This is a genomic window from Trichormus variabilis 0441 (assembly GCF_009856605.1).
Taxonomy (GTDB): domain Bacteria; phylum Cyanobacteriota; class Cyanobacteriia; order Cyanobacteriales; family Nostocaceae; genus Trichormus; species Trichormus variabilis.
The window spans coordinates 1,446,039-1,472,639 of the sequence record NZ_CP047242.1; the positions used below are offsets into that span (position 1 = coordinate 1,446,039).

Annotated in this window: 23 protein-coding genes and 1 pseudogene; 13 read left to right on the forward strand and 11 right to left on the reverse strand. The window is 40.8% G+C overall.

Annotated features, from left to right (window positions below; genetic code table 11):
* Positions 1 to 248: 248 nt before the first annotated feature.
* Both GSQ19_RS05720 and ruvC read right to left on the reverse strand, forming a co-directional pair.
* A complete protein-coding gene (locus tag GSQ19_RS05720) occupies positions 249 to 425 on the reverse strand; it encodes a hypothetical protein (RefSeq protein WP_104009869.1) in 177 nt (58 codons plus the stop codon).
* Positions 426 to 504: 79 nt separating this feature from the next.
* A complete protein-coding gene (gene ruvC / locus GSQ19_RS05725; protein WP_011317012.1) occupies positions 505 to 996 on the reverse strand; it encodes a crossover junction endodeoxyribonuclease RuvC in 492 nt (163 codons plus the stop codon).
* A 171-nt stretch (positions 997 to 1,167) separates the two neighbouring features.
* Here ruvC and GSQ19_RS05730 point away from each other — a divergent pair, with 171 nt between their 5' ends.
* Positions 1,168 to 2,538: a gluconeogenesis factor YvcK family protein gene (locus GSQ19_RS05730; protein WP_011317013.1), complete on the forward strand. Its 1,371-nt coding sequence runs from the start codon at positions 1,168 to 1,170 to the stop codon at positions 2,536 to 2,538.
* A 341-nt stretch (positions 2,539 to 2,879) separates the two neighbouring features.
* Here GSQ19_RS05730 and GSQ19_RS05735 read toward each other — a convergent pair whose 3' ends face one another.
* Positions 2,880 to 3,104 carry a hypothetical protein gene (locus GSQ19_RS05735; RefSeq protein WP_010996456.1) on the reverse strand — a complete coding sequence of 75 codons (225 nt, stop codon included), beginning with the start codon at positions 3,102 to 3,104 and terminating at the stop codon, positions 2,880 to 2,882.
* A gap of 227 nt (positions 3,105 to 3,331) precedes the next feature.
* On the opposite strand from GSQ19_RS05735, the gene tsaE reads away from it, so the two are divergent.
* Positions 3,332 to 3,790 (forward strand): tRNA (adenosine(37)-N6)-threonylcarbamoyltransferase complex ATPase subunit type 1 TsaE, encoded by a 459-nt coding sequence (tsaE, locus tag GSQ19_RS05740; protein WP_011317014.1) that lies wholly within the window; start codon positions 3,332 to 3,334, stop codon positions 3,788 to 3,790.
* A 211-nt stretch (positions 3,791 to 4,001) separates the two neighbouring features.
* On the opposite strand, the gene patS is transcribed toward tsaE, so the two are convergent.
* The 3 genes from patS to GSQ19_RS05750 form a co-directional block, all read right to left on the reverse strand.
* The gene (gene patS, locus GSQ19_RS30510) at positions 4,002 to 4,055 is read right to left on the reverse strand and encodes a heterocyst-inhibiting signaling peptide PatS (protein ID WP_395939658.1); all 54 of its coding nucleotides are present in this window, start codon (positions 4,053 to 4,055) and stop codon (positions 4,002 to 4,004) included.
* Positions 4,056 to 4,978: 923 nt separating this feature from the next.
* Positions 4,979 to 6,151 carry a patatin-like phospholipase family protein gene (locus GSQ19_RS05745; protein WP_011317015.1) on the reverse strand — a complete coding sequence of 391 codons (1,173 nt, stop codon included), beginning with the start codon at positions 6,149 to 6,151 and terminating at the stop codon, positions 4,979 to 4,981.
* 106 nt (positions 6,152 to 6,257) lie between these two features.
* Complete coding sequence (locus GSQ19_RS05750; RefSeq protein WP_011317016.1) at positions 6,258 to 7,577, reverse strand: dihydroorotase; 1,320 nt, start codon at positions 7,575 to 7,577, stop codon at positions 6,258 to 6,260.
* A 290-nt stretch (positions 7,578 to 7,867) separates the two neighbouring features.
* Between GSQ19_RS05750 and lepB the strand changes: the two genes are divergently transcribed.
* From lepB to rbp, 9 genes are all read left to right on the forward strand, one after another.
* Positions 7,868 to 8,515, forward strand: coding sequence for a signal peptidase I (lepB, locus tag GSQ19_RS05755; protein ID WP_011317017.1), 648 nt, complete (start codon positions 7,868 to 7,870; stop codon positions 8,513 to 8,515).
* 107 nt (positions 8,516 to 8,622) lie between these two features.
* Positions 8,623 to 9,411, forward strand: coding sequence for an MOSC domain-containing protein (locus tag GSQ19_RS05760; protein WP_011317018.1), 789 nt, complete (start codon positions 8,623 to 8,625; stop codon positions 9,409 to 9,411).
* 640 nt (positions 9,412 to 10,051) lie between these two features.
* The gene (locus GSQ19_RS05765; RefSeq protein WP_153228449.1) at positions 10,052 to 10,207 is read left to right on the forward strand and encodes a hypothetical protein; all 156 of its coding nucleotides are present in this window, start codon (positions 10,052 to 10,054) and stop codon (positions 10,205 to 10,207) included.
* 45 nt (positions 10,208 to 10,252) lie between these two features.
* Positions 10,253 to 12,088 (forward strand): GGDEF/EAL domain-containing response regulator, encoded by a 1,836-nt coding sequence (locus GSQ19_RS05770; RefSeq protein ID WP_011317019.1) that lies wholly within the window; start codon positions 10,253 to 10,255, stop codon positions 12,086 to 12,088.
* Positions 12,089 to 12,476: 388 nt separating this feature from the next.
* Positions 12,477 to 13,889, forward strand: coding sequence for a hybrid sensor histidine kinase/response regulator (locus GSQ19_RS05775; protein WP_011317020.1), 1,413 nt, complete (start codon positions 12,477 to 12,479; stop codon positions 13,887 to 13,889).
* Between the two features lie 102 nt (positions 13,890 to 13,991).
* On the forward strand, positions 13,992 to 15,143 hold the full coding sequence (ldpA, locus tag GSQ19_RS05780) for a circadian clock protein LdpA (RefSeq protein ID WP_011317021.1): 1,152 nt from the start codon (positions 13,992 to 13,994) through the stop codon (positions 15,141 to 15,143).
* Positions 15,144 to 15,182: 39 nt separating this feature from the next.
* Positions 15,183 to 16,922 (forward strand): R3H domain-containing nucleic acid-binding protein, encoded by a 1,740-nt coding sequence (locus GSQ19_RS05785; protein ID WP_011317022.1) that lies wholly within the window; start codon positions 15,183 to 15,185, stop codon positions 16,920 to 16,922.
* A gap of 91 nt (positions 16,923 to 17,013) precedes the next feature.
* The gene (speB, locus tag GSQ19_RS05790) at positions 17,014 to 18,054 is read left to right on the forward strand and encodes an agmatinase SpeB (protein ID WP_011317023.1); all 1,041 of its coding nucleotides are present in this window, start codon (positions 17,014 to 17,016) and stop codon (positions 18,052 to 18,054) included.
* Between the two features lie 419 nt (positions 18,055 to 18,473).
* Positions 18,474 to 18,785, forward strand: a complete 312-nt coding sequence (gene rbp / locus GSQ19_RS05795; RefSeq protein ID WP_011317024.1) for an RNA-binding regulator — start codon at positions 18,474 to 18,476, stop codon at positions 18,783 to 18,785.
* A gap of 150 nt (positions 18,786 to 18,935) precedes the next feature.
* On the opposite strand, the pseudogene GSQ19_RS05800 reads toward rbp, so the two are convergent.
* Positions 18,936 to 19,823 (reverse strand): annotated as a pseudogene (locus GSQ19_RS05800) (IS630-like element ISAva6 family transposase); the annotation flags it as partial.
* Positions 19,824 to 19,983: 160 nt separating this feature from the next.
* On the opposite strand from GSQ19_RS05800, the gene GSQ19_RS05805 reads away from it, so the two are divergent.
* Both GSQ19_RS05805 and GSQ19_RS05810 read left to right on the forward strand, forming a co-directional pair.
* On the forward strand, positions 19,984 to 21,570 hold the full coding sequence (locus tag GSQ19_RS05805; protein ID WP_011317025.1) for a M48 family metallopeptidase: 1,587 nt from the start codon (positions 19,984 to 19,986) through the stop codon (positions 21,568 to 21,570).
* A gap of 232 nt (positions 21,571 to 21,802) precedes the next feature.
* Entirely contained in the window at positions 21,803 to 22,582 is a 780-nt protein-coding gene (locus tag GSQ19_RS05810; RefSeq protein ID WP_011317026.1) for a COP23 domain-containing protein, read from the forward strand.
* A 293-nt stretch (positions 22,583 to 22,875) separates the two neighbouring features.
* Here GSQ19_RS05810 and GSQ19_RS05815 read toward each other — a convergent pair whose 3' ends face one another.
* From GSQ19_RS05815 to GSQ19_RS05830, 4 genes are all read right to left on the reverse strand, one after another.
* Complete coding sequence (locus GSQ19_RS05815; RefSeq protein ID WP_011317027.1) at positions 22,876 to 23,685, reverse strand: EndoU domain-containing protein; 810 nt, start codon at positions 23,683 to 23,685, stop codon at positions 22,876 to 22,878.
* A gap of 103 nt (positions 23,686 to 23,788) precedes the next feature.
* Positions 23,789 to 24,784 (reverse strand): ketol-acid reductoisomerase, encoded by a 996-nt coding sequence (gene ilvC, locus GSQ19_RS05820; protein ID WP_011317028.1) that lies wholly within the window; start codon positions 24,782 to 24,784, stop codon positions 23,789 to 23,791.
* A gap of 260 nt (positions 24,785 to 25,044) precedes the next feature.
* Positions 25,045 to 25,899 (reverse strand): aldo/keto reductase, encoded by an 855-nt coding sequence (locus GSQ19_RS05825; RefSeq protein WP_011317029.1) that lies wholly within the window; start codon positions 25,897 to 25,899, stop codon positions 25,045 to 25,047.
* Between the two features lie 270 nt (positions 25,900 to 26,169).
* Positions 26,170 to 26,598 carry a thermonuclease family protein gene (locus GSQ19_RS05830; protein ID WP_011317030.1) on the reverse strand — a complete coding sequence of 143 codons (429 nt, stop codon included), beginning with the start codon at positions 26,596 to 26,598 and terminating at the stop codon, positions 26,170 to 26,172.
* Positions 26,599 to 26,601 lie beyond the last annotated feature (3 nt).

Sequence of the window (26,601 nt, forward strand, 5' to 3'; positions counted from 1 at the left end):
CCTTTTGTCTGGGGAAGATTTCAATAAAGAACTTATTAACTACTAAAACTCGACTAAGTTACCGTAGATAAAAGAAATATCTCATAGCTTTTTGCCTGTGTCAATCATCAGTACTTTTGATCTGGAGTTAGGCAGATTTTAAGCAGCAAATACCCTAATTTTTAATTATTGGCTTGGCTTAAGGCTACTCTACGAGAACGCTTATCGGCGAACCCGTAAGTATTGCCAAAAGCAGCGAATTATTATGGTCAAGGTAAAATAATTGTCACGACTGGACATTGAGCTTTACTAACAATGGCATCAACTCGGTGACCAAAAAAAGCCCTGTCTGTAACCATACGGTTATTGCTAAACAAAATAATTAAGTGTACCGTATGAATTTGGGCATAGGTGAGGATTTCTCTTTCTGAGTTGCCGTGGAAAATATCAGTTTTGACTACAAATGTGCCAGGTAGTTTCCGACTTTATTCTCCAGTTTCCAACTATATTCTCTTTTGAGAAAAATCACATTTGATACCAAGCTGTCAAAGCTACAGCCAAAGCATCAGCAGCATCATCAGGCTGAGGAATTTCGGCTAAATCTAACTCTCGTGCTACCGCCTCTTGCACTTCAGATTTATCAGCGTTGCCATATCCCGTTAAAGCTAGCTTAACCTGTGCTGGTGTAAATTCGACATAAGGCAAATGGTGCTGTGCTAAGGCTAACATTACTACACCTCTAGCTTGTGCCACAACAATTGTACTTGACATACGATAGAAGAACAGTTTTTCAATTGCGACTACATCAGGTTGTAAATTATCAATCACTGTGTGCAAATCATCGAACAAGGTACACAAGCGTTGCCCAATCTCGATATCTGCTGAGGTTTTGATGACTCCAAAGTCCAAGATATTGACTTTTGTACTTTGTAGTTGGGTTAAGCCTGGTGTACAAGTAATTGCCCCAAATCCTAAAATTGCCAGTCCTGGGTCTAATCCTAAAATTCGCTTTTCCATTAAATTATCTTTTACCAAGTTATGGTTTGATGGACATACTGGCAGCCTTGATGACTTGCTTTTAGTTTAAGTGGAACTAAAAAAAGGTTTCATAATTTCATACTTGGTGTTAAAACCATTTAGTGTGCATTTTCTGTTAGTTATTGTTTGTACCACGGCTCCGAATCAGGTATGTCAATCGGTTTTCTCAGACAAGCCCTCAACGCATTGCAACAGCAGTCACGCAGTCGAACTTCCCATCGGGTGAACCAGTGGTTCAAATGGTTGTCCCCTGGATTATCGATAAAACGCTGGTTGCTAATCAGTGTTGGGGGTGTATTGCTAGCGATTCTAGGGTTAGCTATTTGGGTGAAGCTGACTCCCATTTTTTGGCTGTTGGAGTTAGTTAGGGGTTTTTTGGGAGCTGTCGCTAACATTTTACCCAACTATATCAGTGGCCCTGTGGTTATTTTGGGTGGTTTGTTATTGTTGCTTTGGGGACAAACGCGCACTGTCGGCTCGATTACTCAGGTTTTAAGACCGGATGCGGAAGAAGAACTCATTGATGTACTGTTAGCCCATCGGCGCTTGTACCGGGGGCCGAAAATAGTAGTCATTGGTGGTGGTACGGGGCTATCTACTTTGCTTAGAGGATTAAAAACCTATAGTGCTAATATTACGGCTATTGTGACTGTCGCTGATGACGGTGGCTCTTCTGGGAGGTTACGTCAAGAATTCGGTGTTTTACCACCGGGAGATATTCGCAACTGTTTAGCAGCCTTAGCAGATGAAGAAAAATTATTGACTGAGTTATTTCAATATCGTTTTCGGGCCGGGGATGGCTTAACTGGTCATAGTTTTGGCAATTTGTTCTTAACCGCGATGAGTGATATCACTGGTGATTTGGAACGGGCTGTAGCTGCTAGTTCCAAAGTCTTAGCTGTGAGAGGACAAGTTTTGCCTGCTACTCTCAGCGATGTTCGCCTCTGGGCAGAATTAGCCGATGGTCGCCGCATTGAGGGCGAGTCTAGCATTCCCAAAGCTAACGGTAAAATTGTCAAGATTGGTTGCATTCCGGCTAATCCTCCGGCTTTGCCAGCAGCTATTAAGGCCATCAAAGAAGCCGACTATATTATTATTGGCCCCGGTAGCCTCTATACCAGTTTAATTCCTAACTTATTAGTATCAGACATTGCTGATGCGATCGCCCAATCCCAAGCCCCTCGGATTTATGTCTGCAATGTGATGACCCAACCGGGGGAAACTCAAGGATATACCGTTGCTGACCACATTCGCGCCATTGATGCGGCTTGTGGACAAAGACAACTGTTTGATGCTGTGCTAGTACATAAAAAATCCCCTTCAGCCCAATCACTCATCCGTTATGCTCAACAAGATTCCCATCCTGTGTTCTTAGACAGAGAAGCTGTCTCTCAACTAGGGAGAAGAATTGTCTTAGCTAACGTTTTGTATGAGGACGAAACAGGATTTGTGCGTCACAATCCCCAAAAGTTAGCCAAAGTCCTATTGAAGTGGTATGGTGGAGCGCATCATGGAAAGTGAAGAGAATCGCTCATAATGGGAGATAGTGTAACTGCCCAAGGTAGAGGATTGCACTGATGTACTTTGTCTAGAATCTAAATAATAGTGTGTTTCCGTCCTTTGCTGTCTAGACAAGTGATATTCAATCTGAAATCAATTTAAGAATTAAGTCCAGTTAACATTCCCTTTGATGAAAGTAATACCAATTTGAAAAAAGAATGCGACAAATAAACCATCTGTAGAAACGAGATTCATGAGCCAGCGCGTTGCGGGGGTTCCCTCCGTTGTAGCGACTGGCGTCGCGTCCTCACCCAAAGATGTGTTGCAATCATTAATTGAATTGGTATAAAATTCAGTTTTATTTAAGAATTAGACGGTTTATCCTGCTTGACTTTTTTGATTAATTCCATATACACATTAATCTCACTAACTTCTACATCATGCTCAACTCTGGTTACTTTCCATCTCTCTTTTTGTAGATAAACTTCCTCACCGACTCTGGGAGTGAATTGTAAATCATAGAACTTTTTTATAAAATCCTTTTGATTTTCTTCCCATAAAATGACTTTAACTGCTTCTCTACTCATTGATCAGTCCTAATTTTTGACCAGACTAAACTCAGTAATCTGATGACATACACATGGAAATTTTATATTACTAATTCAATCGAATAGCGTATTTAAAACCACATTTTCCATATATGACAGGAGGCAGGAGTTAGGACGCAGTGGGGAAAAGAAAATCATTAGCAACTAATAACTGTACAGACGCGATTAATCGCGTCTCTGACAACTGACAACTGACTATTTACCAAATGACTAAAATTTTTCTTGCAGATAAAGAGTCAACACTCAACTTAGGTATTCTCTTAGGAGAAACTTTAACTGCTGGTAGCGTGATTTTACTGGAAGGTGATTTAGGTGCTGGTAAAACTACTTTGGTACAGGGCTTGGGTAAAGGTTTAAGTATTACTGAACCCATTGTCAGTCCTACTTTCACTCTGATTAATGAGTATATAGAAGGACGTATACCCCTTTACCATCTGGATTTATACCGCTTAGAGCCACAAGAAGTATTAAGTTTAAATTTAGAAATTTATTGGGAAGGGATTGAGGTAATTCCGGGTATTGTAGCGATTGAGTGGTCGGAACGAATGCCCTACAAGCCAAGTACCTACATTAACGTACTTTTGACTTATGGCGATGAGGGCAGTCGTCAAGCCGAAATTACACCATTCAATTGCACCATCAGCGACTTAATTGCTACCAAGTGAATGATTTTATTTCCGAATTGGGTAAAAACGCTGCCTAGTACTGTTGTAATATTAGGGCTATTTGCCACTGAGTAGAAACAGTAAAAAAGTTACCCCAAATTACATTAGTTTTATCCTAAATTTACCAGCACATCAACGCCATACCCAATCAATCTCTACATGATAACGACAAAATTTTTACTGATAGTCGAGGCAGAATTTCACACTCGTTCTATCTACCACTACCGCGCTCATCACAGAAATTCACTAACATAATTGCCTTCATAATCTTAAAATCGGTGAATTACTTTTCAACAGAACATTTGGTTACTTTCTCCATCTACTGAGATTAGCTACGGTTGCATCTTCTCATCATCAGTCTTGTTGTAGATGGTTAAAAAAATCAAATCTAAGTGTCTTCAAGAACTTTATGCAGGTGATATCTAGGAATTTGGAAGATGTTTTTAATACCTGCTCTTTCGGAAAATTAGATTGATATTAAAAATGACATAAACTTGTCCTCTGGTAGATCGTATAGCTGATAAGGCTTACAGCAGACTTTTATTAAATCAGTCAATACTGGTAAAGTCTTTTTATTTTTTGCACCATTGTTATTCTTATTGACCTATTCCTTGGATTATCTCTGTAAAATTTGTTCTAAATTGTGCAAGAACAAATACTGATTTATATTCTCTTGCTAGGTTTTGCTCAGTAATGTTAGTATCCTCAGCAATCCCATGCCCAGAAGGATTAAAGAGTCAGAGATGTAAGAAATAGGTTTTTAGAACGTACAAATCAGGTGCAGATAAAATTTTTATATGTATAAAACATTGTTTTCACGAAAATTTGCCCGTTTACTTAACCCTATTTTTCTCTACAGTTATTTGGTAAAAAATCCGGATAGTTAAATGCAAAAAGCTAATGGGGAGAAGTAAAAGGCTTACTACTTTCCGTACTAGCTGCCAATCTATCCGCATACTTAAGTGTTCCCAAAACAGATTCAGGATATATACCCGTAAAGTTACTAATTATTAACTTATTAATTAAATTAATCAAACAAAAACTTTATAAAAAAAATTCTTATATTAACAATCGGTTGGCCAAGTTAAAGCTATTTCTAACGTGCTGGACGAGACGGACTACGCCAATATAACTGATCACTGAAACAATACTGACCCTAGTAGGGATAGAACTTTTTACGTAAATATGCTAATTAGCTTGAATAAAAGATGCGATCGCATCTTTTACTTGAGGCCCACAGTCATTTCTGGTATAGAAAGTACAACCTTTATCAATAAACTTGGATGTGGCATCGATGAGATATCTCAAAATATCGTCCCTAGTGTCATCCATCTCTTCCGTAATTGGAGTTTGGGTAAATCTGTTAACTCTTTGTCCTGGCTTGAGGACTTGACGAGTATCTTTGTAAGATTCCACTTTGTTAGGTTGAAATCTTTCATTTAAATCAAACTGAAGACGTAAATATCTTTGAGAATTAAATCCACCCATAATTTGCCGGCAGATTGTACTACTAACTTCCGATGTCGGCTCCATAAATATATCAATAATATGTTGCGCCCAATCTATGCCTCGCCAATTTTGCACCTGATCAAATGAATATGGTTCGCCAGTTTGACCTGTACCAATAGAAAGGATAGCAATATCATCTAAATTGATCCCATCTAAATTATGTTGTTGTTTGATTGCAGAGGAGACTGAAGATTGAGACAACCTCATTACCAAACTGAGTGCGGCTAGTGCTGGGTTATTGGCAGCGATTCCTCCATCAATGTGAGGGAATACCCAATTTCCATATTTTTCTTTATTTACAGGCTCTAATTTATATGGGGGAAAAAAGGTAGGAGCTGCGGCTGAAGCGGTACAAATTTCCCATAAGTAACAGTCATCATACCATCTATCGCCCAAGTCGGGATGGCAATTAGTAAAAAATGTTGTGTTGCGATAAAGAGTATCATAAGCGAGAATCAAAATTATCGGGCCTTCCACATCCTTAATTCTTGTGTCACCCAAAACATTTTTCAGGACATTAATTAGCCCTTGATGAGAATATTTAGGTAGTGAAAAAGCTTCAATCAATGGTTGCAGGAAACTGGGAATTTTTTTGTAGCGTTCTTTTCTTTCGATAGGAAATATTTGCTGACCTTGTTCCTGATACATTTGAACTAGCTCACTGCTATTTTTTTTCGCGGCAATTCCCGCCGTTAATATAGAACCTGTGGAAGTGCCAGCGATTAAATCAAAGTATTCGTGTAAAGACTTCCCTTGCTGCTGTTGAATTTGTCGCTCCACTTCTTGGAGGATGCGTGCTGTAATCACGCCGCGTATACCACCACCATCCAGACTCAATATTTTGAAGGACATTTTAATTCTCCTTGGTAGATTAGGGGCTGGGGATCAGGGAAGAATGATTTCTTTCACCTAAATCTGTTTTACAGTTGTAATCTACGTAATAGGAGAATATTATTTGCTACACGAAACTTAAAGCTTGACCGCGCGCTTCGGTGTTTAACTTGCCTTTGTGGTAGACAATCTGACCACCAACTATGGTTGTGTCGGCCCATCCCGTGAGGTTCCAGCCTTCAAAGGGACTCCAGCGACATTTAGTTAAGAGTTCTTCGCGGAGGACGGGGCGGTATGTATTCAAATCAACAAGTACTAAATCAGCATCGTAACCAGGAGCGATCGCTCCCTTATTGGGGATACCATAAGCTACAGCTACAGCTTTGGACATCCAGTTGGCTACTTGGGCAATGGTACATTTCCCCTCCATCGCCGCCGTCAACATCACAGCCAAGGATGTTTCTACCCCAGGCATCCCAGAAGGACTGTTGGGATAGGGTTGGGCTTTTTCTTCTAAGGTGTGGGGGGCGTGGTCTGTGGCGATAAAATCAATCACACCATCCCGCAACGCTTGCCACAAAACTTCGTTATCGTGGGGCGATCGCAAGGGCGGATTCATCTGTGCTAATGTACCAATACGCTCATAATCACCAGTATTCAAGACTAAATGTTGTGGTGTGACCTCTGCTGTTACCCAAATAGGCTTGTCTTGGCGTAGTAATTCAGCTTCGTCGGCTGTGGACATATGCAGAATATGTAACCGACGCTGATATTTTTTAGAAAGTTTTAATGCCAACTGTGTTGCTAACAGTGCCGCTTGATTATCTTGAATTTGGGAGTGAATTGCCGGGTCTTGAATCCCCGCAAATTCTTGACGGCGCTGGTTAATTCTGGCTTGGTCTTCGGCATGAACAGCAATGAGGCGTTGACCTTGAGCAAATATCGACTCCAGTACAGCATCTTGATCAACTAACAACTGACCGTGCATTGAACCCATGAAAATCTTAATGCCTGGTGTTGGGTTGGCGGCTAATAATTCTGGTGTGTTCTCCCCAGTTGCCCCAATAAAAAACCCATAATTTACCAAACACTTACTAGCAGCCCGTTGTAACTTATCATCTAACGCTTGCTGGCTAGTTGTCAGGGGGCGCGTGTTGGGCATTTCTAAAAAAGAAGTCACCCCACCTTTGGCACAGGCGCAGCTGGCTGTAAACAAATCTTCCTTATGTTCTAGCCCCGGTTCGCGGAAATGCACCTGGGGGTCTATGACTCCTGGCAACAAAGTCAAACCTTTCGCGTCAATCTCTGTAGCTGGTGTAGTGTTGACTATTTCTGTCCCTACTTCAATGATATGGCGATCGCGTATCAACACATCTCCCAGCAAAAATTCACCATTCGGTAAAAGGATGCGAGCGCCGCGAATTAGCAAACTTTGTGGAGAGGACATAAAACTAACAATTTTCAACCAGGAGCTATAGACTATAGAAAACTATGCTTTTAGGTCAATCTCAACAGCACTTTTTGTAATATTTTTTTGCAGTTATTTACAAAAAAGATTATTTTGATCTTATGAGTCAGACCACTTGCTAGGGTCAACAGTCCAGAGTCAGAAGCCATAACTAATGACCAACTACAAATAACTGATGACCACCTAATCTGCTTTCTCCCGTTAAGATTAACAAATATAGTCTCCCTCAGCGAGTTAATTACTTACACTTTTCTTACTTCAGTAATTTCATGCAAAATCAAGTGTCTGACAACAATTCTAGTAAACAACCTGATAATTCTTGGATCGCAGAGCTAGGTAGAACAGTTGTATTAAGTATTGTTCTCGCCTTGGGCATTCGTACCTTTGTGGCTGAAGCACGCTGGATTCCTTCTGGCTCGATGGAACCCACTCTCCACGGAACCCCCAACCAGTGGGAAGCCGACAAAATTATTGTTGATAAGTTGAAGTATAGATTTTCTCAACCACAGAGGGGAGACATTGTAGTTTTTTCCCCTACAGAAGAGTTACAAAGGGAGCAATACCAAGATGCCTTTATCAAACGGGTGATTGGCTTACCTGGGGAAACCGTAGAACTCAGAAACGGCAGAGTATATATCAATAAAAAACCCCTGAATGAAGGGACATATCTCGACTCCAAACAAGCCACAGTCATTGATGTCTGTACATCAGGTCAGCAACCAGCTTTCTTAACGAAACCCCAGACTATACCTGCTGACTCCTATTTAGTACTAGGAGATAATCGTAATAGTAGCTATGACAGTCGTTGTTGGGGTGTTGTCCCGCGTCAAAATATTATTGGTCGTGCAGTTCTTCGTTTTTGGCCGCTCAACAATGTGGGAGAAATCGATAAATCGCCTCTATACTCTCCAAAGTAAAAAACTATATATAAAACAAAGGCATAGTCAACAGTCCACCGTCTGGGATTTTTGTTTCACAAGCCATAAACCAATGACTGTTGACTATTTGCGCAGAAATTTTTAAGATGCCTTACCTAGCTAAAATCTTAATCTACCCAATTAAATCACTAGACGGGGTGGAAATCCAACAAGGACGAATAATCAACGGTGGTGCGCTAGAGCATGACCGTGAATTTGCTATATTTGACGAACATTCGAGAGTGGTGAATGGCAAACGAAATCCCTCTATTCATCAATTACGTTCCTATTTTCGCATCTCCCATCGAGAAATATCGCTTCAATTTCCTGGAAAAGATTCAGAATATGTCTTTCATCTAGACGAAGAAAGACAAACACTAGCAGCTATCTTGAGTGATTTTTTTGGCTTTGCCGTTACCCTAGCGCAAAACTCCCAAGGAGGATTCCCTGATGATTTACAATCACCAGGGCCAACAGTAATTAGTACCGCAACCTTGGCAGAAGTAGCTTCTTGGTTTCCTGGTGTAACTATCGATGAAATGCGCCGTCGAATGCGTGCTAATCTGGAAATTGATGGCGTTCCGGCATTTTGGGAAGATCAATTATTTAGCGAATCAGGTGAAGTTCTTTCTTTCCAAGTTGGAGACGTGCAATTTTTTGGTGTTAACCCTTGCCAGCGTTGTGTAGTTCCCACAAGAGACTCTTTTTCAGGTGTCGCTTATCCAAGTTTTCAAAAAATATTTGTTCAAAAGCGTCAAGCTACATTGCCGGAATGGTCTGCTACATCTCGTTTTAATCATTTTTATCGTTTAAGCGTAAATACAAAATTACCCAGTTCGGAAGCAGGGAAATTCATTAGTGTGGGCGAAGAAATTAAAATTATCTATAAAAATTGAGATTTTTTAAAACAAAATAAACATACTCATTCAGGATAAATCTAACTACTAAGTAGTAAATACTTGCCCCTTGCATCTTTATGTGTAAATTTTTACCAATCATTTTGTCTTCAATTGGTAAAAATAGCGACATTTTTCTAGTACAAAATTTTTTGGTTAAACAGTGTAAATATATCTGGCAACTCATTGAATAATACATATTCATGTATTGTCAGGTGCAATAGAACAAATTATGGTGTTATAACAAAGTTTAAGCCTTGATATCAGAAAGAAGCACCCCAGTAGACCGAATATGCCTAAAGATATTTTAGTATCCTTTGACATAAGTATCAGCTACTTGCTTGATGATATTTGCTATTGTAGACAGTACTAACCCTTAAGCTCAAAGTAGCTGATATATCGTACATTCCCTGGGGTTAACATTGAGAAAATTTTTTACAAATGATGTTAGTCAAACTTCAGTCCGTCAACTCCTGTTACTGCTCAATTGGCAAAAAATTTACTAAAAAGTCCCTCAGATTATTCCTCATTGTGCCTTTTGTCCTGCAAACGTATTTGGCGGTGGAAACAGTGAGGCATCTAGCGTTGCACAATGGGCAGGGAATATTAGATTATTACCACACAAGGAGAATATCGCATCTTGGTAGTAGATGATGTGGCTGACAGTCGGTTGTTGGTGAAACTCCTGTCATCTATTGCTTTTGTGTTGTATGAAGCCATACGCTTCATTCGCTCTTCTGAAACAGTTACTCCAGAAAAATCAACTTTATCATTTTCTGAAGGATTTACTAAATAACTATCAGGTTGAAAAAACTATGGCACTAACTAAAACAAATATAGAATGAATTATAAACAGTTAGACCCATATAAAAAGGATATTTTGATTATTGATGACATGGCAGACAATCTGCGCGTCTTGTCATCAATTCTTGCTAGGGAAGGATATAACGTTCGTAAAGCCTTAAACTGGCAAATGGCTTGTACAGCTTGTCAAACATTATTACCTGATTTGATTTTGCTTGATATTATGATGCCAGAGGTAGATGGTTATGAAGTTTGTCAAAGATTTAAAGCTTGGGAACTGACATCTGATATTCCAGTAATTTTTATTAGTGCTTTAGATGATGTTTTTGACAAAGTTAAGGCTTTCAAAGTTGGTGGGGTAGATTATATTACTAAACCTTTTGAATTAGAAGAAGTCTTAGTACGTGTAAAAAATCAAATAGAATTGCGAACGGCAAGAATAGAAATCTTAACGCTGAATGCTGAATTAGAACAAAGAGTGAAGCAGCGTACTTGGGAGTTAGAAAAGGCTTTGCAAAAACTCCAAATAGAAGTTAGTGCGCGTCAAAAGTTACAAGGCAAATTGCTGGATATGGCGCTCCATGACGCTCTTACTGGTTTACCAAACAGAATTTTGTTTATCAGGAGATTAGGAAAAGCTTTAAATCGCGCTAAAGAAGAATCTAATTATCAATTTGCAGTACTATTTTTAGACTGCGATCGCTTCAAAGTTGTCAATGATTCTTTAGGGCATTTAGTAGGGGATGAATTACTTATTTCTATCGCTAATAGACTCCAATCTTGTCTCACAACAGACTCTACTCTAGCAAGACTAGGTGGTGATGAATTTGGCATTTTGTTAGAGGATATAAAAGATATCCGCATGGCAATTCAAATAGCCGATTACATTCTGCAACAACTATCTATGTCTTTTAAACTGTCTAGATACGAAGTTTTTATGAATGTCAGCATTGGCATTAATTGGGGTCATCAAGGATATGATCAACCAGAATATTTGCTACGAGATGCTGATACAGCCATGTATCGTGCTAAAGATTCAGGAAGGGCTAGATATCATGTTTTTGACCCAGCAATGCACGAGGAAGTGATCAAAGCCTTAGAAAAGGAAAATGACTTACGTAGGTCAGTGGAAAAACAAGAGTTTGTTATTTATTACCAGCCAATTATTTCTCTGACTACAGGCAAAATCTCTGGATTTGAAGCACTTGTTCGTTGGCAGCATCCAACTCACGGTTTGATTGCTCCGACAGAATTTATTCCAGTAGCCGAAGAAACTGGTCTAATTAATATTATCAATATGTGGGTGTTGCAGTCAGCTTGTCAGCAACTACGCATCTGGCAATCTCATCCAATGACCCCTAAAAATCTCAGTATTAGTGTTAATTTAAGCGCGAAATTATTTTTGCAGACTAATTTCATAACACAAGTAGATCAAATTATCAAAGATACTCAAATAGATCCATCTAATTTAGAGCTAGAAATCACAGAAACCGTGATTATGGAAAATAATAATGAAATTAAAGTAATTCTCCAACAATTAAAGGAGCGTAAAATTAAACTGATAATGGATGACTTCGGCACAGGTTATTCGTCCCTGAGCTATTTACATATATTTCCTTTTAATGCCCTAAAAATCGATAAATCATTTGTTAATCGGATGTTGGATAATCAGGAAAATATGGGATTAGTACCTGCGATGATTAGCATTGCTGCATCTATGGGTATGTCGGCGATCGCAGAAGGAGTTGAAACCCAAGAACAATTGGAACAACTGAAGAGTTTAAAATGTGATTTTGCACAAGGATATCTATTTTCTCGACCCATAGCTCAGAACATGGTAATGGATTTTATCGCCTCAGCAACCAAATGGTAATTTGGTTTGCTACTTCTGATTTATATTTTCTCAATTCATATCTATATAACTTTATTTTTTAGCAATTTGATGCTATCAATCTCATCAAAATATTTGTTTAGTTTAGGAAATTTTCATCAAACGGAATTCAAAAGTCAGGAGCCAGATTCAGCATGAATTCTGTGCGAGTGGTGGATGAATATTGGTTTAAAACCGAGTGGAATTGTGAGCGAAAAAAGCTAAAACTTTTTCCTTATTCAAACTCCACCCATAAAGGGATGGAGTATTCTGAATTCTGTAGCTTGCTTCCCTGAAAGGGTATTCTGTCTTCTGACTCTTTTTTATACAAGTCCTTCCAAACAGCATTTAATATATTTATGAGGGTATAAATAATAAATTTTAATTCGTAATGAATTTAAATAATAACAATAAATATAAAGGCAATATTTTGGTAGTAGATGATACACCAGATAATCTGCGGCTGTTATCAGCGATGTTAACTGCACAAGGTTTTGAAGTCCGCAAAGCTTTGAATGGTAAAATGGCGCTAACTGCGTGTCAGATGCTTTTACCTGATGTCATTTTGCTGGATGTTAATATGCCGGAGATGGATGGTTATCAAGTTTGTCAGCAACTGAAAGACGATGAACACACATCTGACATACCAGTGATATTTATTAGCGCGCTGGATGATGTTCTAGATAAAGTAAAAGCTTTTGACGTTGGTGGTGTAGACTATATTACTAAACCCTTTCATGGTGCAGAAGTAATCTTAAGAATTGAAAATCAAATAAATTTACGGTTGTTGCAACTTCAATTACAAGAAAGAAATCTCTTATTGCAAGATGCCCTGAATAATTTAAAAGCCTCACAGGTTCAACAAATTCAAAATGAGAAAATGGTGGCACTGGGGCAATTAGTAGCAGGTATTGCCCATGAAGTTAATAACCCCATTAGTTTTATCTATGGCAACCTGCAATATGCCAATGAGTATATCCAAGATTTAGTGAAGATCATTGAAGTTTATCAACAGGAGTATCCAAATCCCACACCCAAAATTCAACAACTCATTCAAAAGACAGACTTGAATTTTGTCATGCAAGACCTGCAAAACTTAATGGGTGCTATGTACAGAGGATCTGATCGGATTCGGGAAATTGTGCTGGCGCTGCAAAACTTTTCCCGCCATGACGAAGCGGAAATGAAACTGGTAGATATTCATCAGGGAATAGACAGCACCTTGGTGATGTTACAGCATCGACTCAATGCCACGTCAAATCGTCCAGCAATTGATGTAGTTAAAGATTATAGTAACTTACCTTTGATTACTTGTTATCCAAGCGAATTAAACCAAGTATTTATGCACATCTTAAATAATGCCATAGATGCTTTGGAGGTGAGGGAGGAAACTGATTCTGGCGTAATACCAATGACTCCCAGACTGCGCTTACAAAGTAGCCAAGTCAATCCTCTGTGGGTAAGCGTTCGTCAAGGAACATCTCATCTACAGTCATTGGGAATCACCAAAATTAAGGAAGAACTCCCAAACCAAAATCCTCAAATTCGCATTAGCACAGAATTACTCGACTCACACACTGTGAGGATTGCGATCGCCGATAATGGTGTAGGTATAGATCAATCTTGGCAATCTCATCTGTTTGACCCATTTTTCACCACAAAAACCGTAGGTAAAGGTAGTGGCTTGGGATTATCTATCAGCTATCAGATTGTAGTGCAGAAACACCAAGGGCAAATCACCTGTGCTTCTGCATTAGGCGAAGGAGCAGAGTTTGTCATTACAATTCCCATTACCCCAGCCTGAGTAGAAAGGGCTGAGTCAAATAATAAACACTACAAAAAATAAATTAGGATTTTTATTCAACACCAGCTACTATTTTCATTCACATAAAAGCATAATAGAAGTGTGACTGATCTGTTAGCCCCTTTACAATCATTAAACCAAGGTCACTGGTTCAAGCTCATCTGTGGAGCTAGTTTCCAGCACCTACCTGCTGTGAGAAGTTTAACATTGGCCTACACCTTAGCTGGTGCTGACTGCATAGATGTGGCTGCTGACCCAGCCGTGATTAGAGATGCCAAAGAAGCAATACAAGTAGCTAGAAATTTGGTGAAAGCAGCTCAAGCAAGAGGATTGGATTACCAAGGTCATGCACCTTTATTGATGGTGAGCTTAAATGACGGCGAAGACCCTCATTTCCGCAAAGCCGAGTTCAATCCCCACCATTGTCCTGCTGATTGTCCCAGACCTTGCGAGAAAATCTGTCCTGCTCAGGCAATTGTATTTAATCATCAAAAAGATAATTTTTCTGGAGTTGAATCTCAGAAATGCTACGGTTGCGGCCGTTGTCTGCCAGTTTGTCCTTATGATATAATTTATACAAATTCCTATATGTCAACGCCAGAGGCGATCGCGCCAATGGTCATGTCAGCAGGAATAGATGCCGTAGAAATCCATACAAAAGTGGGACGTTTGGCAGAGTTTAAGCAATTATGGCAAGTAATTTCACCGTGGGCAGACCAACTAAAGGTATTGGCTATCAGCTGTCCCGATGGCAAGCATCTAGTTGAATATCTCCAATCAATCTATGAACTAATTTCTCCACTTCCTACCACCTTAATCTGGCAAACCGACGGTCGCCCCATGAGTGGCGATATTGGAGATGGTACTACTTTAGCAGCAGTGAAACTAGGGCAAAAAGTCCTAGCAGCTAAATTGCCAGGATATATACAGCTAGCAGGTGGCACTAACAGCTACACAGTTGCTAAGTTAAAGGCAATGGGACTACTGAAAAAAGCCAGGGAGCAGGGAGCAGACAGTAGGGGGGAAATATCTCCTCTGACCCCTCACCCCTCCGTCTCCATCGCTGGAGTTGCTTACGGTAGCTACGCCCGTGTAATGCTGTCACCGATTATTGAGCAGTTAGAAAAGAAGGAGGTGAGTAATAGCAGTGTTAAGGCCACAGTACGCCTTGAAGAAGAACCAGAATTGCTTTGGCAAGCCGTAGAGCTTGCCCGTTCCCTCGTTTCCCAGCTCAAGTCACAGCAGGAGAGCTAATTGCTCTTCGTTATCTCTCAAAACGTCACAATAGAAAGCATGACGACTACAGACGATCTCCAAAAGTTGTTAGACATTTTGCCCCAAGACCTGCGACAAGTACTAGAGAACCATCCCAAACGAGATAGTTTAGTAGAAGTGGTCTTGGATTTGGGTCGTCGCCCAGAGGCTAGATTTCCTAATCAAGCCGAGTACCTGAGCGAAACACCCGTTACTCAAGCACAGATAGATGATTGCGTTCAGCGCGTAGGAAACTTTGGTGGAGATAATCGGGCAGGAATTGAGCAAACTTTGCATCGGATCAGTGCTATCCGCAACCGCAGTGGTAAGATAATTGGTCTGACCTGTCGTGTTGGTCGAGCTGTATTCGGTACGATAGGCATGATCCGCGATTTGGTGGAAACTGGTAAATCGATTCTCATGCTAGGACGGCCTGGTGTAGGTAAAACTACAGCTTTACGAGAAATTGCCCGTGTTTTAGCAGATGAATTGCATAAACGTGTGGTTATCATTGACACCTCCAACGAAATTGCTGGGGATGGCGATGTTGCTCACCCAGCCATTGGTCGTGCTAGGCGGATGCAGGTAGCTCATCCAGAACTGCAACATCAGGTAATGATTGAGGCAGTAGAAAATCATATGCCAGAAGTCATTGTCATTGATGAAATTGGTACAGAACTGGAAGCTTTAGCAGCCCGTACCATTGCCGAAAGAGGTGTACAGTTGGTAGGTACTGCCCACGGAAACCAGATAGAAAACCTGATCAAAAACCCCACACTGTCTGACTTAGTTGGGGGTATTCAAGCTGTGACACTGGGAGACGATGAAGCGAGACGCAGGGGTAGTCAAAAAACTGTTTTAGAACGGAAAGCCCCGCCTACCTTTGAGATTGCCGTGGAAATGTTAGAACGGCAACGTTGGGTAGTACACGAAAGTGTTGCGGATACGGTGGATACGCTTCTCCGAGGCCGTCAGCCTAGTCCACAAACGAGAACAGTGGATGACCAAGGCAAAGTCGCCATCACACGACAATTATCTGTTGTTAATGGTCGTGGCGGACAGTTGGCAACTCCTGAAGAATCTTTTTCACCAGCTAGAGCATCTAATGGTTGGCGTGCATCAGGACAAATGCTAGCCATCCCATCATTACCCCTAGAGCGAGAAAGAATTTCTGGACAAAGTGAATTTGACCGCTTGCTAGATGAATCGTTTAACTACCCAGAAGCTATCGATTTCGGCAGTAGTGCTAGACAACCAGGCCCCAACGGTGAAGATTTGCCACTGCACATTTACCCTTATGGTGTGAGTAGACATCAGCTAGAACAGGTGATTAGTGTTTTAACTTTGCCTGTGGTATTGACAAAAGATATAGATAATGCTGATGCAATTCTGGCATTGCGATCGCACGTCAAAAACCACGCTAAATTAAGGCAGATGGCTAAAGCCCGTCATGTACCTATCCATGTGATTAAGTCGAGTACCATTCCTCAAATTACCCGTGGACTGCGGCGCTTACTTAACTTGGATGATCCAGAAATAGCGGATGACCGAGAACTACAATTGTTTCTGCACAACGGTAGCGACGACGAAATGGACGCTTTAGAAGAAGCAAGACTAGCCGTCGAGCAAATCGTCATTCCCAAAGGACAACCCGTGGAGTTATTACCCCGTTCTCCGCAAGTCCGCAAAATGCAGCATGAGCTAGTAGAACACTATCGGCTCAAGTCCCATAGTTTTGGGGAAGAACCAAACCGTCGTTTACGGATTTATCCAGCGTAAACTGACTGAGTTTGTCAAGTAAATCCAGCGATCGCTCTCCAGTATTTTAGGGCGATCGCTTTTAGTTGGTAAAATTAATATCCAAAAATCTATGATTAATCAACTCCAAGACTATAACCCTAGCGGCGTAGGCGAAATCAATGGCAATCTCTTAGGTTTGCCCTGCGATTACGATTCTGCAAATTTAATTGTTTTTGCAGTCCCTTGGGAAGTTACGGTTTCCTATGGCGCAGGTACAGCCAATGGGCCACAAAGAATTCTGGATGCTTCAGTGCAACTAGATTTATTTGACTTTGATCATCCTGATGGCTGGAAACAAGGAATTTTCTTAGTGGAAATTCCCCAAGAAATTATCGAGAAAAATAATTATTATCGAGATTTAGCAGCACAAATTATTGAACGGCTAGCCCAAGGTAAATTACTCACAGACACACCAGATTTAACACCTGTACTGACAGAAATTAATCAAGCTTCCCAACAGGTAAATCAATGGCTATTTACACAATGTCAAGTAGCCATGAATCAAGGTAAACAAGTAGCAGTCATCGGTGGTGATCACAGTTCACCTTTAGGTTACTTTCAAGCATTATCAGCGAAATACCCCAATTTTGGCATTCTTCACATTGATGCACACGCAGATTTACGTGACGCTTATGAAGGGTTTGAGTTTTCCCATGCGTCGATTATGTTTAATGGGTTGAAACTACCGCAAATTTCTAAACTAGTGCAAGTAGGTTTACGCGATATCAGTCATGATGAAGTGCAAATGATTGATGAATCCCACGGACGCATCGTGGCGTATTACGACCCCATGATTAAACAAAAACTCTATGGTGGGACAAACTGGATCGAATTAAGCCGCGAAATTGTCAATCACTTGCCGGAATACGTCCACATTAGCTTTGATGTGGATGGTTTAGATCCAAAACTTTGTCCGAATACGGGTACACCTGTTCCTGGTGGTTTGGAATTGGAGCAAGTTTTTTGTCTATTTCGGGAATTGGTAAATAGTGGGAGAAAAATTATTGGCTTCGATGTCTGCGAAGTTGGTGATGGTGAATGGGATGGTAATGTAGGGGCGAGAGTGGTTTATAAATTAGCAAATTTAATGGATTTATCTCACAAACAATAAGCTGTTATTTTTCCGCAGGCAATGATAGACGGTTGGTCATTGCCTAGACACCAACTTTCAATTTATATCATCTATCCTGAGTGTAATTTTGAAGATAAAAATTAGGAATACTATGACTAATATTTATTAAATTAAGTGGGAATTTATGACTGTAATATTTGTAAATAATTAAAAAATAAAATCTTGAAAGCCTTGTAAGACAATGGTTTTCGTCTTCAACCTCAAGATTATAGTTGCATAGCTTCTTTGATGACCGCCTTTACTCATGCAGAAAATTAACTTCTATGCCATCATAGACAGTGAGAATTAAATCGGTGATAGTCTTTGTTTTTAGTATTAACAGGCTTTTCCTTGTGGTATTTACAGACCTCTCTCCGAAATTTAAATCTCTACACAGCCATGATTTTGGAGAGAAAAGAATGTCAATTTATGTAGGGAACCTCTCTTACGAAGTTACGCAAGAGGATATCAGCAACGTTTTTGCAGAATATGGTTCTGTAAAACGGGTTGTGCTACCTACTGACCGCGAAACAGGTCGCCTGCGTGGTTTTGCTTTTGTGGAAATGGGTTCAGATGCAGAAGAAACAGCCGCCATCGAGGGTCTTGATGGTGCTGAGTGGATGGGTCGTGACCTGAAAGTTAATAAAGCCAAGCCCAAAGAAGACAGAGGCTCCTTTGGTGGTGGAAACCGGGGAGGATACGGCGGTGGCGGTGGTCGTTCCCGTTATTAAGAATTAAAACTAAAAATTTAGCTAAATTCTTGAGGTCAGGCAAGTTGTCTGCCTTTTTTTTCATTTAATCCTGATGGAACACCAAAAAATAAATTATGCCAAATTGACAGTTAGTAGGGTGCGTCAGTGCAGGAAAACCTAGCTATACCAAGAAATTAACACAGTTTCTAGTTCATCGAGAGTAGAAAACATCTGATTAGCAACAGCTTCACGTAGAAGCGACCAAACACACTCAGTCGGTTGGAGTTGAGGTGTATAAGCAGGCAGAGGAAACAGAATGATACCAGCTGGCAACATTAATTGTTTACTGGTATGCCAACCAGCTTGATCAACAAGCAAAACAATGATTTTGTGATGATGAGGATTGACTTCAGCGGCAAAAGCATCTAAAGCCATTTGCATGACAGCAATGTTGACTCTGGGTAAAATCAAGAAAAACTCTCGCCAGTAGCTGGATGGACAAATCCATAAGTATAAAGCCATTGGTAACGAGTGCGATGCACAGCATTGGGACGATGACCTACTGGTGTCCAAACTCGACGGACGATGGGTTTGAGCCTAATCGAGCTTCATCTTCTGCCCAAACTTCAACTGATTTGTGCGGATGGAGGAAACGTAACAATCGCACAAACTCCGTTAACTCAGTTTTAAACATCTGTCTTTGAACAAAAGTTGCCGCCTCAGTATGCAGAGGTCGTGGTTGTTGCAGACTAAATCCTAGCCTTTTGAGGTAATCCCAAGCTGTAGTGACATGGAGTGTAATTCCAAACTGTACTCGGATCAATTCCCCTACTTTTGGCGCACTCCATAACCCCCATCTTCTGGTGGTGAAGCTAACCTTTGGCGCAACCACTGTTGTTGCTCGTTTGTGAGTGCAAGTTTTTTTCCTCCTGGTTTCAGTTTCTGTTGATTGATGATTCCGTTTGCTCCTAGCTTGTTGTATCGCCGCACGATTTTTCTCACCCAGTCCCCTGAGAATCCCACAATCTCTGCTACCTTTTGCGCTGACAACTGTGGTTGTTGATTGAGCAATTTATTCATTCTGACGCACCCTACAGTTTGGGTATTTTTTGATCTGGAAGTCCCTAATAACATCTTTTTAGTAGTTAGTGTAAAGCAATGGCGATCGCTCTAGTCGGATGAGCCAAATTGCTCCTACCCTAAATAAAAGAGCCTTTTGTATTAGGTGGAACTCAGCATGAAGCGCATCAGTAAGTCTCTGCTGCTAACCTTGAATTGGATATTGTTGTCAGTTGGGACAACACTATTAATTCTTCTCACTCAACCGATAGCACCAGTACCAGCCCAGGAACCTCCCGCCCCCACTGAGCAAACGAACACACCCCCGCCGGAAAATCCCAATGATCAAAAGCTCAGAGATGCACTAAAACGCTCATCTGCGTCAGAACCCCCACTCAGTCCAGAAGAAATTGCCCGTCAACAAAAACTCATAGAAGCAGATAAACTTTATTTGGCGGGACAAATTGCCGAGGCGGAAAAAATTTACCGCGAAGTTAAAACACCATTTACTCAAACATCTGCATCCAAAGAACGAAAGCCAGCCATCCTTAACCCAATAGAACTTTCACCAGCAGGTAAAGTCTATTGGCGAGAAGCAGAGGCGGGGATAGCCAAGAAATTGCAAACCCGAACTTTAGTACCTCTGCAATTATTAGTGGAACAATACCCCGAATTTATCCCTGGACATATTCGCTACGCTGAGGTTCTCACCCAATACGATCGCCAAACAGAAGCATTAGACATTTTAGAACGGGCATCATCTCTTTATCCCAATCAACCAGAATTAACTCAAGCCAGAGTTAGCGCCTTGGCTGAATCCAAGAAATGGATGGAAGCATCTTTAGCTGCAAGGCAATTTGCTATCCTCAATCCTAACAATCCCCAAGCACCAGAATTTACCCAATTAGCCGAGAAAAATCTTCAACGCTATCAATCCTACGTTCGAGAGGAAATTAGGGGTAATTTAATTAGTAACGTCATTACAGGCGCTTTGGGTTATGCGGTTACGGGTAGTTTACTGGGGCCGTTTTCTGCCCTTGACTCCACCATTTTGCTACTACAAGGCGAAAAATCTATCGGTGAATCAGTAGCAAAACAGGCTAAAAAACAGCTGCCTTTAATCATAGACGATGATATCTTAGCCTACATCAATGATATTGGGCAGAAACTAGCGAAAGTTGCTGGTAGAAATGAATTTAAATACGAATTTTTTGTGATTCCTGAAGAAGAACTCAATGCCTTTGCCTTACCTGGAGGGAAAATTTTTATTAATGCTGGTGCGATCGCCAAAACCACTTCCGAAGCAGAATTAGCGGGATTAGTAGCACATGAATTATCTCATGTCGTCTTATCCCACGGCTTTCAATTAGTTACCCAAGGCAACCTCATCTCTAACGTTACTCAATATCTACCCTTTGGTGGCACGATTGGGCAACTTTTCGCCATGAATTACAGCCGGGATATGGAAAGACAGGCAGATATTTTGGGTACACGCTTAATTGTTGCTAGTGGCTATGCTGCTGATGGCTTGCGGAATTTAATGGTGACACTAGACAAACAAAAAAAATATGACATTCCCACTTGGTTATCTTCCCACCCAGGCGGTAATGAGCGAGTTAGTTATCTAGAAAACTTAATTTCTCGCAATAGTTATAACCGCTACGCTTATGAAGGTGTACAACGCCATGCAGAAATTAAAGTTAAAGTGAACAAACTCCTCAAACAGAAAAAAGAGGAAGAAGAAAAAAAGCACACTACGGAATGAACTAAAAGTCAAATTCTTCGTCAACTAAATTAGGAATAAAGTTGCGAGTCATAAATTTCTCGTTGGGGTAGTTTATAGTCCCTAATCTTTTACTAATACCAATTCTCTATGAAGTTGCGCCAAATAAATGATGTAGAAACTTTGCATAGTCTCTACAGTACGGAATAAAGTGCATCTTCATCAAGAAACGGTATAACGACTAATATACTGTGTTGTCACTGGAGGAGCATTCATGTTATCTAAAAGCCGGAAATTCGCTTTATTGGGTAGTTTAGGTTTATCTTTTTTCCTGGGTAATTCCGTCGCATTGGCGCAATTTGATGATGGCGTTGTTGTGCCAACTGTACCATCAGGCTCATCAACACCAACAAATGTACCCTATCCTTATCCAACAGATACATCGACAAATATACCTCCTGTCACCAATGGGGATGGCACAGTCAGATTCAGATGTGTGCCGATAAACGGACAGCAAACCGTAGTTTATCAGCCCCAAAGTCAACCAGGACAATACTTTCCTTGGGCAGCACCCAGAAATTTAGGCGGTGGTTGGGATGCAGCTAGCAGATGTCAGGCGATCGCCAATCGCCTAGAATCCTATCGCCCAGATGGCTTACAAGAACTTCAGGTTTCTGTAGAAAACAACGAAAATATCATTTGTGTGACAACCGACGCAAACCAACGCTGTCGGATTGTCCTGACCGTACCTCGTAACCAAGACCCCTACACAGTACGTAATAACGTTTTCCAAAACCTAGTGACTGCCGATAACGGACAGCAAACGACAGCTGTCAATACTTACCGAGGCAATAACGATCTTTACAACTTGGGTAGCACCCTTTTAGGTAATGGTAATAATCGGGTGAGTTCATCCAGACGCGGAATCAACTTGAAGCCCTACCTCGACACCAGAGATGGGGGAACAGCTAGAGGACTGAGAAATGGGGTGGCTATTCGTCGCCAATCTCCCAACCAAGCCCCTACACGCCTCAATCCTGATAGATTCCGCTAATTTTAGTATTTTCCTACATGGATATCTTGCACATTCTCAATAAGCAAGTGGTGGGCAATGCCCACCCTACTAAATAATCAGCCTTTTAGCCTGTAATTTTGGCAATAAGAGAGTGGTGCAAAATATGTAAGTATATGTACATTTGTCATAGAGTGAGCCAAAGGCCCACTCTATTTATTTTTGAATTTTGTAGCTTGCTTCCACGTAGTGGTACGAGAACGCTACACGAACCCGTAAGGTATTTTGAATTTTGAATTTTGAATTTTGAATTTTGAATTTTGAATTTTGAATTGTTACTGTCTACACCTTGCCCCTTGAGGAGTAGCATCAGGATAATAAGTAATAATTGCCTTGCCTTTCCTTACAAAAACTGTAGGAAAAGTCTTACCTGTTTCTTGGTCACGGACATTATAAATACAAGCCCCTTCTTTATTTCCCTGTTTTTTAAACGCTTGGGTTGCATCTACAAGCATTTCTTCGGCGTTGCTGAGATAGCCATAACCTTTAATTACATCTGTAACTGTCCGATTTCCTTGTTTAATTACCACACCTAATGTATAAATCACGCCGGGAACCACTTCTTCCCGCCTTTGATTACTTGGTAAACGTCCGCCAATACCCTGGTTTTGTAACTGTAAATATCTCCCAGAAAAATGTAAGCCACCAATATCATTGGCGTTATATATTTCACCACAAAAAATATGTTCAAAACCTTTACGCTGAAACCAAATATTAGTTAAATCTTCCAGGAATTGGGCTTTTTTCTTGCGACCTTGACGCAACTCACCACCGCTAACTTTTTGCAGCCTTTGTAAGACATTAGGATAAGCAGATAGTAATTCTTTAAATTTATTAGGACTGACTTTTGTCCCAATAGAACCACAGGTTTGCAGTACAGCTTGGTCAAAAGAATTTAATTGCGGTGGTGGTGGTGTGATATCGACTTGTTGTCCTCTGGGGAAATTTACCGGAACAGGGTTATTTTCGTTATCAAAAAAAGGTAAAAGTCCTGGCTGTGGCTGTGCTTGTACTTGAGTAAGCGGATAAGTTAATAGGAGAACAGCAAATATACTCAGCAGTTGTTGTAACTTATGGTTCGCCATAAATTGAAATTTAGTGTTTCGCTGACAATTTAACACCAAAAAATAAAGACGCAAAGCAGTTTTGTTTGCTGTTGCGTCTTTTTTAGTGATTTAAAAGAATGTTTTAAACTTTCTTCAACCAGCTAAACATTGCCCGTAAATCTTTACCAACTTCTTCAATTGGATGTTCAGCTTCTTGACGACGCATTGCAGTAAATCCGGGTTTACCCGATTGGTTTTCTAACACAAATTCCCGTGCAAATTGTCCCGATTGAATTTCGCTGAGAACCTTCCGCATTTCGGCTTTGGTTTGTTCGTTGACAATCCGAGGCCCGCGAGTGTAATCACCATATTCAGCAGTGTTAGAAATGCTGTCGCGCATTTTGGCTAAACCGCCTTCTACTACCAAGTCAACAATTAATTTAACTTCGTGTAGACATTCAAAATAAGCTAGTTCTGGTTGATAACCTGCTTCTACCAAGGTTTCAAAACCGGCTTTAATTAAAGCACTCAAACCACCGCATAATACAGCTTGTTCACCGAACAAATCGGTTTCAGTTTCTTCACGGAAAGTTGTTTCCAAAACACCGCCACGAGTGCCACCGATACCTTTAGCATAGGATAGGGCGCGATCGCGTGCTTTTCCACTAGCATCTTGATAAACAGCAAACAGCGCTGGTACACCTTGACCTTGTTCGTAAGTGCGTCGTACCAAATGCCCAGGGCCTTTGGGTGCTACCATAACTACGTCTACGTTCGCAGGTGGTACGACTTGCCCAAAGTGAATATTAAACCCGTGAGCAAAAGCTAAAGTGTTTCCTTCTTGCAGATTTGGTTCGATTTCATTTTTGTAAACTGTTTTCTGCACTTCATCGGGTAACAAAATCATGATGAAGTCAGCAACGTTAGCAGCATCCGCCACATTTTTTACGGTTAGCCCAGCTGCTTGGGCTTTTTCTGCTGACTTACTACCCGGATATAGCCCCACAATCACATTCAAACCACTATCTTTTAAATTTAAAGCGTGGGCATGACCTTGAGAACCATAGCCGATAATTGCAATGGTTTTTCCAGCCAAAAGGTCTAAATTGGCATCTTCGTCATAGTACATCCGGGCCATACAAGCATCTCCTGTCAGCAAGCATCATTTATTGGCAAGTCTTTGATTTTACCCCAAATTGTGTTACCACGGGTACAAGTAGTTTAGTCATTAGTCATTAGCTAAAGATAAAAGGTTTTACCAATTCCCTAAAAGAAAGCAACAGATAGCCTCTTAGGGACACAAAGTCTTGTAACCTCACAGATGATTGATGTTGTTTCAATGATTTTGAGAATTGGTTTTAAACTATGGACTATTGACTATGGACTATTGACTATTAACTAAATTTTCTGGACTTCTTCGTTAGTTAGTTTGACATTCACAGCGCTGACTGAATCTTCGATGCTGGAAATTTTGCTTGCGCCGGGGATGGGCAAAATTGTGGGGGATTTGGCGCGTAACCATGCCAATACTATCGAGTATACAGATACGCCTTTGGCTTTGGCTAATTGGGCGATCGCCGGAATATCCTGTAAATCTTGATGGCGACGACGACCACCAAAGGGACTCCACGGTAAAAAGGTCAGTTTTTCTTGTTCACAATATTGTAAAACACCGTCTTTCTCTGGCTGTCTTTCCCAAGGACTATATTGATTCTGCACTGAGACAATATCCACCACATCCCGTGCTTGCTTGATTTGTTCCACAGAAAAATTAGAAACTCCCACAAATCGAATCAAACCTGCTTCCACAGCTTCTTTCACAGGTACAAGGGATTCTGCAATCGTATATTCTGGGTCTGGAAAATGGTATTGCCAAACATCAATCGGTTTTTCACCACCCAACGCCTCAAAACTGACGCGGATAGTTTGACGCAGATGTTCTGGATTTCCGTTGCGTGTCCAACTTTCGTTGGGACGCATCAAGCCGCCTTTCGTCGCCACAACCACCTGGCTAGTGTCACCTGGATAACTGCTAAGTGCTTTGTGAATTAGTCTTTCATTATGGTGCTTGTCTGACTCATCCTTACAGTAAGAGTCGGCGGTGTCAATAAATGTAATTCCTAAATCTAAAGCACGGTGAATAACTTGAATTGAATCTGATTCTGGTGGTCGATTATATATCGACATTGGCATTCCACCCAAGCCAATGGCGCTGACAAATACACCTGTTTTTCCTAGCTGTGTAGTTTCCATGCTTTTCGCTTGATTTTGATAGCATCACTAACTATCTAATAGCGGGTCAGGAAGGTTTTGACAATTCATCTAGGGTAAGGTAAATCGTCTTCTGTAACCAGAATTAAGGTGATACGCGCCTAAATCAAATATTCTTGCGTCAGTGCTGTCCATAGTCAAGAGTCCAGAGTCAAAGGCTAGCTTGGACTCTTGACTGTGGACTTTTGACAACCTGAGTGCGAAATATACAATGTTAAATGCGTAACAACTTATACTTATTTATCTTGATCTCTATTTAGTAATTGCTGGATTTAACTGTTGCCATAGTCCCAGGCGTTTATTTTTAGCATTGGCTTCAGCGATGAGGTATTGTGTTTTTGTCTCTTCGCAAACTTCGAGAGATGCTTGATCAACCACAGCATTACCCTCTGCTACTAAACGCAGATTGATAGAGCGATTATCTACATAAACTTCGCCAAAAGCAATATCTTTACTATCCGGTCTGATAATTCTAATCACAACAGGGGTGCGGGATGGTAGTAATTGTTGGAGTTTCTGTTTAGCCGCTAGATGATACTTTTGTTTAGCTGTCTTGGGTATATCAATACAGGCTAGTCTGACTGTAGCCGTTTGCCCAGTATCATTTTTAACTGTGATAGTTTTGCCGTCTACTACACCTACGATGGTAGCCAGTAATAAAATTAGCTCAAGTAAAGCCATGAT